The following is a 5,995-nucleotide window of genomic DNA, read 5'->3' as shown; positions in this document are numbered from 1 at the left end:
AGGGGGCAGCGGCTGTCGGCGGGGCTGGTCGCCCTGGCGCTTCCGCTCGGCTGGCCGGTCCGGGCGGCGGATTTCACCGAGACGGGGCGGCCGTCTCGGCCGGGGCCGGCGCTGCCGCGGCGGGCGGCTTGTCCGCGGTGTCCTTCAGGGCCTTGGCGGCGAGGCCGACCACGAGGGCGAGGCCGCCCAGCGCCGCCTGGGCGGAGAAGCCGCCGCGCCGGGTCCGCACCAGCGCGTCGACCATGTGTTGTGCTTCGGACATTGGAGGCCCCTGGCTCACCCGATGGAATCGATCCCCAACCCCCGGCGGGCCGCCGCGGTTCAGATCGCGGACCGGCCCGGCCGGCCATGGGCGGATTTGACCCGATCGACCCCGGCGGCCACCATGCTAGCTTGCCTGTCCAGCGCCCATCGGCGCCAGAGGAACCCGATACAATGGCCGAGGCCGACCCGGCGACATCCGGCGTGACGCGCGCCGCCGCGGCGAATCCCGCCGCCGCGAACCCCGCCGCCCCCCGTGGACGCCTCGACCGCCTCGTCGCCCGCTCCCAGGCCGCCGGCCTGTGGGAGGGCGCCTGGCCGATCCTGTGGCGCGGCCTCGGCGTCGTCCTGGCCTTCCTCAGCCTGTCCTGGCTCGGCCTTTGGCTCGACCTGTCGCCCCTGTGGCGCCGGATCGGCCTCGCCGCCTTCGGCCTCGCCCTGGTGGCCGCCCTCCTGCCCCTCGCGCGGCTGCGCCGGCCGAACCGGCGCGCCGCCCTGGCCCGCATCGACCGCGCGGCCGCCGGCCGTGATGCGGCCCTCGTCCACGGCCCGGCCTCGGCCCTGGAGGACACCCTGGCTCTGGGCACCGGCGATCCGGCGGCCCGGGCCCTGTGGGCCCTGCACCAGCGCCGCTCGGCGGAGGCCGTGGCGGGCCTGAAGCCGGCCCCGCCCCGGCCCGACATGCCCCGGCGCGATCCCTTCGCCCTGCGGGCGGCCGTGCTGGTGGCGGCGGTGGCGAGCCTGTTCGTCGCCGGGCCCGAATGGCGCCAGCGCGTGGCCGGGGCCTTCGACTGGACCCTGCCGCCGCCGCCGGCCCCGAGCTTCCGGGTCGACGGCTGGATCGACCCGCCGCTCTACACCCGCCTGCCGCCCCTGGTGGTGACCATGAACGGCGCCGAGCAGCGCCTGCGGGCCCCGGTGAACTCCACCCTCATCGTGCGCATCGCCGGCCACGGCGAGGCGACCCTCGACGCCCGCTCCGGCCTGAAGGCGCTGCAAGGAGCCCCGGGGGCGAACGCCGCTCAGGCGAGCAAGCCGCTCCACGCGGACCTGCGCGAAGACCGGTTCCAGCTCACCGGCGGCACCGCCGAGCTCACCATCGCGGCCAACGGTGCCCCGCTCCAGCACCTCGTCGTCGAGACGATCCCGGACCTCCCCCCCGAAATCCGCCGCCTGGGCGCCCTCGAGGTCAACGCCCGCGGCACCTTCAACCTGACCTACCGGGCCAAGGACGATTACGGCATCGCCTCGGCCGAAGGGATCGTCGAGCCCCTGGCCGGCACCCGCGCCCTGGTGCCGCCGCCGCGCATCGCCCTGGCGCTCCCCGCCGATGCCAGCGGCGAGGCCGACACCAAGACCCTGGTCGACCTCACCGACAATCCGTGGTCCGGCGCCCGCGTGCGCCTGACCCTGGTGGCGAAGGACGAGGCCGGCCAGGAGGGCCGCACGGAGGCCGCCGAGATCACCCTGCCGGCCCGGGCGTTCACGCAGGCCCTGGCCCGGTCCCTGGCGGAAGAGCGCCGCCGCCTCGTCACCGCTCCCGACGAAAGCCGGGGCCGGGTGCTGACGGCGCTGGATGCCCTGCTCATCGCCCCCGACCGGTTCACGCCGCAGCCGAGCGTGTTCCTCGGCCTCATGACCGCCGCGCGCCGCCTGCGCGCCGCCCGCAACGACGCGGCCCTCATGGAGGTCGCCGACCTCCTGTGGGAGATGGCCCTGAAGATCGAGGACGGCGACCTCTCCGACGCCGAGAAGAGCCTGCGCGCGGCCCAGGACAACCTCAAGCAGGCCATCGAGCGCAACGCCCCCGACGAGGAGATCCGGAAGCTCACCGAGGACCTGAAGAAGGCGCTCGACACCTTCATGAAGAACATGGCCGAACGCCAGAAGGAGAAGGGGCGGACGCCCAAGGCCGACGGCCAGCCGCCGGCGCAGGGCGGCAAGACCGTCACCCCCGACGACCTCAACAAGATGCTCAAGGACATGGCCGACGCCATGAAGCGCGGCGACACGGCGGAGGCCCAGCGCCTGCTGGAGCAGCTGCGCGAGATTTTGGAGAACCTCCAGACGGCGGAGCCCGGCGGCAAGGCCGACCCGAGCGCCCGCGAGATGGCGAAGCAGGCCGACGAACTCGACAAGCTCTCGCGCGAGCAGCAGGAACTGCGCGATCAGACCTTCAAGGACGACCAGGACAAGGACGGCCAGTCGGGCCAGCCCCGCCCCGGCCAGCGCCCGCCGCGCGGCCAGCCGCAGCCGGGCCAGAAGGGCCAGCCGGGACAGGGCCAGCCGGGCCAGAAGGGCGAAGGCCAGCAGGGGCAGAAGGGCCAGAAGGGCGAAGGTCAGGGCCAGGGCCAAGGACAGGGTCAGGGACAGGGCGAGCGCCAGCAGGCCCTGCGCGAGCGGCTTCAAGACCTCCAGCGCCGGATGAAGGACCTCGGCATGGAGGGCGAGGAGGGCCTGTCGGAGGCGGAAGGTGCCATGCGCGAGGCCGAGGGGGCCCTGGGCCAGGGCCGCGAGGGCGACGCCGTCGATGCCCAGGGCCGCGCCCTCGACGGGCTCAAGCGCGGCGCCGAGGGCATGCAGAAGCAGATGCAGGAGATGGCCGAGGGCGAGGGCGAGGGCGAAGGCGAGCAGGAGGGCGGCCAGAATCCGAGCCGGCAGGGCCAGGCCGGCACCGGCGAGAACGATCCCCTGGGTCGCCCCAACAAGGGCCGCACCACCACGGGCGGCAATGCCCGCGTGCCGAACGCGGACGAATCCGCCGTCCAGCGCACGCGCCGGATCCTGGAGGAGCTGCGGCGCAAGCTCGGCGACCCGAGCCGCCCGCGCGAGGAGCTCGACTATTTCGAGCGCCTCCTGCGCCGGAACTGAGAGTCCCGGCGCGCCGCCACCCCCTGGGCGGCCGGCGCGCCGAAGTCCATATAAGACGGGTGTGTTATTAACTTCGCTTGATCGCTTCGAATCGGGCGACCGAAACCGGCCCCCTCTCCTGGAAGGAGAGGGTTGGGGTGAGGTGTGGGACCTTTTCGGAGAGTTCGCACACCTCACCCTGTCCCTCTCCTTCCAGGAGAGGGGACCAGCGTTCCACTTCGTCTTTCGGCGATCGGCCGGATCGACCGAACTCACTAGCCGTAAACCGCATGACCCCAGCCGCGAGACCGTGACGCCGTGATGTCCTCCAACGCCCTCGTCCTCGTCGCCTGCGTGGCGGTGGCCGTCATCCTGCTGCTCGGCCTCGTCAACATGATGCGCGGCGGCAGCGCCAACGTCTCGCAGAAGCTGATGCGCCTGCGCGTCCTGCTGCAATTCATCGCCATCATCCTCATCATGGGCGTGGTGTGGTGGCGCTCGGCCTGACGGCGTCGCCCGCGCTGCACTGTGGCGGCGAGGTCTCACCGGCGATCTATCGCGGGGTCGGGTAAGGATTACGGGGCCGGCGGCCTGACGCGGCTCCGCCGGGCCATGCTAGACCTGCCCGGTACAACCGGATCGGTCCCGATGCTCTCCAACACGTCCCGTCTGCTTGCCGGCGCCCTCGCCCTGGCCGCCGTTCCGGTCCAGGCCATCGTCCCGGTTCAAGCCGCCGACCTGCGCGGCGGGTCGCTGCCCGTCGCCTACGCGGCCCCGGTCCAGCCCATGAGCATCGTCTCGGAGGTCCGCATCGGCGGCGCCGTGCAGGACCCCGGCAGCGCCGAGCGCGACACCAACAACACTAACGGCGAGATCCTGTTCGCCAAGCCCCTGGTGAGCCTCGATCCGTTCTGGCAGGCCTTCGTGCCCCGCCCCACCGTGGGCGGCAGCTACAATTTCGGCGGCCGCACCAGCTACGCCTATATCGGCGCGACCTGGACCGTGGACCTGTTCCCCAAGACCTTCAACAACATCGTCTTCCTCGAGGGCTTCTTCGGCGCCGGCGCCCATAACGGCCATACCGGCCTGAAGGCCACCACCCCGCCCGGTTTCAACTCCCTCGGCTGCAACCCCCTGTTCCGCGAGGCGGCCGCCCTCGGCTTCCGCCTCACCGAGCATTGGAGCATCATGGCCACCGTCGAGCACATGTCGAACGCGGGCCTGTGCAGCAACAACCGCGGCCTGACCAACTACGGCGGCAAGATCGGCTACACGTTCTGACCTGACCCGCTCCCTCGCAGATCGGACGGCCCCGTGGTCACCCTCAACCGCATCTACACCCGCACCGGCGACAAGGGCTCGACGGCCCTCGCCAGCGGCGCGCGCCGCTCGAAGGCGGACCTCCGCATCGAGACCTACGGCACCGTGGACGAGACCAACGCCTGCATCGGTTTGGTCCGCCTCCATGCCGAGCCGGACCTCGATGCCATGCTGGGCCTGATCCAGAACGACCTGTTCGACCTCGGCGCCGACCTCGCCACGCCGGAGACCGGGGAGCCCCTGCCCTACGAGCCCCTGCGCATGGTCGACGCCCAGGTGAAGCGCCTCGAAGCCGACATCGATGCCCTCAACGCCCACCTGTCGCCCCTGAAGTCGTTCGTGCTGCCCGGCGGCTCGGCGGCGGCGGCGAACCTCCACCTCGCCCGCACAATCTGCCGCCGGGCCGAGCGCCTCGCCGTGGCCCTGGCCGCCACGGAGGGCGAGATCGTCTCGGCCCCCGCCCTGCAATACCTCAACCGCCTGTCGGACTTCCTGTTCGTGGCGAGCCGCACGGCCAACGCCAACGGCGCCGACGACGTCCTCTGGGTGCCCGGCAAGAACCGCTGATCGGTCGCTGATCGGATCGTCGCCGGCCCGCCCTCCCCGCCCCCGGACACGGGGTGCGTCCGCGCACCCGCGTTGACAAGGCCGAAACCTCGTCGTTACGGTCCGCCGCCTCAATCGAGAGGGTTCTGGATCGCCGGGCGTGCCGGGGGTCCTCCGCGCGCCGCGCCGGCCCTCCCCAAAAACAGTCCGCGCGGAGGATAGTGACCGCCATGAAGGTTCTGGTGCCCGTCAAGCGGGTCGTCGACTACAACGTCAAGATCCGCGTCAAGGCCGACGGCTCGGGGGTCGACCTCGCCAACGTCAAGATGTCCATGAACCCCTTCGACGAGATCGCCGTCGAGGAGGCGATCCGCCTGAAGGAGAAGGGCAAGGTCACGGAGATCGTCGCCGTCTCCATCGGCCCGCAGCAGGCGCAGGAGACCCTGCGCACGGCCCTCGCCATGGGCGCCGACCGGGCGATCCTGGTGAAGACCGACGGGCTCGTCGAGCCCCTGGCCGTCGCCAAGATCCTCAAGGCGCTGGTGGCCAAGGAGAGCCCGGAGCTCGTCATCCTCGGCAAGCAGGCCATCGACGACGATTCCAACCAGACCGGCCAGATGCTGGCCGCCCTGCTCGACTGGCCGCAGGGCACCTTCGCGTTCCGGCTCGAGTTCGGCGACGGCGCCATCGACGTGACCCGCGAGGTCGATGGCGGCCTCCAGACCGTTAGCCTCAAGCTCCCGGCCATCGTCACCACGGACCTGCGCCTCAACGAGCCGCGCTACGCGTCCCTGCCCAACATCATGAAGGCGAAGAAGAAGCCCCTCGAGGAGCTGACCCCCGAGGCCCTCGGCGTCGACGTCACCCCCCGGATCACGGTGCTGAAGACCGTCGAGCCGGCCGGCCGCAAGGCGGGCGTCAAGGTCGAGTCGGCCAAAGCTCTGGTGGAAAAGCTCAAGGTCGAAGCCGGGGTCATCTGACCCCCTTCGGTCTCTCTCCCGTCCCCCCGCCCCTTACC

At 71.9% G+C, this 5,995-nt stretch carries 6 protein-coding genes; 5 read left to right on the top strand and 1 reads right to left on the bottom strand.

All coding sequences use genetic code 11. From position 1 onward, the window contains the following. Positions 1-73: 73 nt before the first annotated feature. Positions 74-244 carry a hypothetical protein gene (locus FV218_RS22940; RefSeq protein WP_187273139.1) on the bottom strand — a complete coding sequence of 57 codons (171 nt, stop codon included), beginning with the start codon at positions 242-244 and terminating at the stop codon, positions 74-76. Positions 245-435: 191 nt separating this feature from the next. Between FV218_RS22940 and FV218_RS21720 the strand changes: the two genes are divergently transcribed. The 5 genes from FV218_RS21720 to FV218_RS21700 all read left to right on the top strand — a co-directional run bounded on the left by FV218_RS21720 (position 436) and on the right by FV218_RS21700 (position 5,957). Beyond that, on the top strand, positions 436-3,132 hold the full coding sequence (locus tag FV218_RS21720) for a TIGR02302 family protein (RefSeq protein ID WP_147711520.1): 2,697 nt from the start codon (positions 436-438) through the stop codon (positions 3,130-3,132). Positions 3,133-3,432: 300 nt separating this feature from the next. Further along, positions 3,433-3,618: a twin transmembrane helix small protein gene (locus tag FV218_RS21715; protein ID WP_056095586.1), complete on the top strand. Its 186-nt coding sequence runs from the start codon at positions 3,433-3,435 to the stop codon at positions 3,616-3,618. A 141-nt stretch (positions 3,619-3,759) separates the two neighbouring features. Next, on the top strand, positions 3,760-4,392 hold the full coding sequence (locus tag FV218_RS21710) for an acyloxyacyl hydrolase (protein ID WP_147711519.1): 633 nt from the start codon (positions 3,760-3,762) through the stop codon (positions 4,390-4,392). Positions 4,393-4,425: 33 nt separating this feature from the next. After that, positions 4,426-4,998 carry a cob(I)yrinic acid a,c-diamide adenosyltransferase gene (locus FV218_RS21705; protein ID WP_147711518.1) on the top strand — a complete coding sequence of 191 codons (573 nt, stop codon included), beginning with the start codon at positions 4,426-4,428 and terminating at the stop codon, positions 4,996-4,998. Positions 4,999-5,207: 209 nt separating this feature from the next. After that, positions 5,208-5,957, top strand: a complete 750-nt coding sequence (locus FV218_RS21700) for an electron transfer flavoprotein subunit beta/FixA family protein (protein WP_056095595.1) — start codon at positions 5,208-5,210, stop codon at positions 5,955-5,957. Positions 5,958-5,995: the final 38 nt, after the last annotated feature.

It is taken from the genome of Methylobacterium sp. WL69 (assembly GCF_008039485.1).
GTDB lineage: Bacteria > Pseudomonadota > Alphaproteobacteria > Rhizobiales > Beijerinckiaceae > Methylobacterium.
This window is presented reverse-complemented; position numbering and strand designations above follow the sequence as displayed.

What these genes read in the sequence shown, in the direction of transcription:
- FV218_RS22940 (WP_187273139.1), bottom strand. Translation starts at nt 244, where the DNA reads ATGGTCGACGCGCTGGTGCGGACCCGGCGCGGCGGCTTCTCCGCCCAG.
- FV218_RS21720 (WP_147711520.1), top strand. Translation starts at nt 436, where the DNA reads ATGGCCGAGGCCGACCCGGCGACATCCGGCGTGACGCGCGCCGCCGCG.
- FV218_RS21715 (WP_056095586.1), top strand. Translation starts at nt 3,433, where the DNA reads ATGTCCTCCAACGCCCTCGTCCTCGTCGCCTGCGTGGCGGTGGCCGTC.
- FV218_RS21710 (WP_147711519.1), top strand. Translation starts at nt 3,760, where the DNA reads ATGCTCTCCAACACGTCCCGTCTGCTTGCCGGCGCCCTCGCCCTGGCC.
- FV218_RS21700 (WP_056095595.1), top strand. Translation starts at nt 5,208, where the DNA reads ATGAAGGTTCTGGTGCCCGTCAAGCGGGTCGTCGACTACAACGTCAAG.